The sequence below is a fragment of the Cellulomonas bogoriensis 69B4 = DSM 16987 genome (assembly GCF_000767165.1).
Lineage (GTDB): Bacteria > Actinomycetota > Actinomycetes > Actinomycetales > Cellulomonadaceae > Actinotalea > Actinotalea bogoriensis.
Genome location: NZ_AXCZ01000329.1, coordinates 1 through 1,305, shown reverse-complemented (window position 1 = coordinate 1,305; position 1,305 = coordinate 1). Strand labels below are relative to the sequence as shown.

Sequence of the window (1,305 nt, the reverse complement as noted above, 5' to 3'; positions counted from 1 at the left end):
GGGGCGGCCCAGGTCGTCAGGTGGCCACGTGGGCGGCTCCACGGCGGGCGGCTCGGGTTTGGTGGCGCGCCCCGGCCGGCCGTGCTCGTCCGGTTCCCGCGGATCGGGGGCGGCGGTAACCAGCGTGACGACGGGGGCGCCCTCACCGGCGCCGTCGGTGAGCTCGGTCAGGAACACCGACGGCTCCGTCGGGCGGGACCCCTCGCGCCACCACGACCCGCTCAGCATCAGGTGCGTGCGGGCCCTGGTCAGCGCCACGTACGCCAGGCGTCGTTCCTCGTCGTGGTGGTGGACGGCGTGCGCCGCGGTGTACGCCTCGAACCGTTCGGCGAGCTCGGCGACCTCCAACCCGGGGGCCACGTCCACGTCCGGCAGGCTGTCACGATCACCACGCAGGGACGTGGGCAGGGCCCCACGGTCCTTGATCCAACCCGTGGTGCGCGGGGCGCCCGGGAACGTCTTGTCGACCAGGCCCGGGACCGCCACGACGTCCCACTCCAGGCCCTTGGCGGCGTGGACGGTGAGGAGCTGCACGGCCTCGGGGTCGATCTCGGCGACGGGGGCCTCCAGGCCCCGCTCCTCCCGCTGGGCGGCGTCCAGCCAGGCGAGGAACGCACCGAGCGTGCCGTGCTCGTCGCTGTCACCGAACGACGCCGCCACCGAGCGGAACGCGTCCAGGTTGGCGCGCGCGCCCGCGTGGTGGGTCCCCGGGCGGGCCGCGACCTCGATGTCCAGGTCGAGCAGGCGCTCCGCCTCGGCCACGAGGTCCACCACCGGAAGGAACGTCTGCTCCCGCAACGCACGCAGGACGCCCGCGAGCCCCACCAGGCGACGGTGCCCGAGGTCGCTGAGGGACCGGCCCCGGGGGCTCACCCACGTGGGGTCGGGCAGGTCGTCGAGGGCATCGACGATGCTGCGCTCGTCCACGACGTCCGGTGCAGGCCCGCCCGGGTCGCGCGGGTCGCGCACCGGGCGCGGACCGGCGAGCTCGGTGGCACGGTCGGAGAGCGCGTGCAGGTCCGCCAGCCCGAGCCGGACCCGTGGCCCGGTCAGCAGACGCATGAGCGCGTCCCCGCGTGAGGGGTCGTGGGCGCACTGCAGGGCGGCGACCAGGTCGACGACCTCGGGGGTGCTGAGCAGCCCACCCAGGCCCACGACCTCGACGGGCAGCCCGGCACCGAGCAGCGCGGCCTGCAGGACGGGGAACTGGGACCGGCGCCGGCACAGCACCGCCGCGGTGGGCACGGGGTCGCCCGCGGTCTGCGCACGGTCCCGGTGCTCGCGGACGAAGCCGGCCACGGCACG

The 1,305-nt window shown here is 76.1% G+C and carries 1 protein-coding gene; it reads right to left on the bottom strand.

Annotated features, from left to right (window positions below):
* The coding region (locus N869_RS15130; protein ID WP_198026109.1) for a 3'-5' exonuclease at positions 1–1,305 on the bottom strand (1,305 nt) is incomplete at both ends.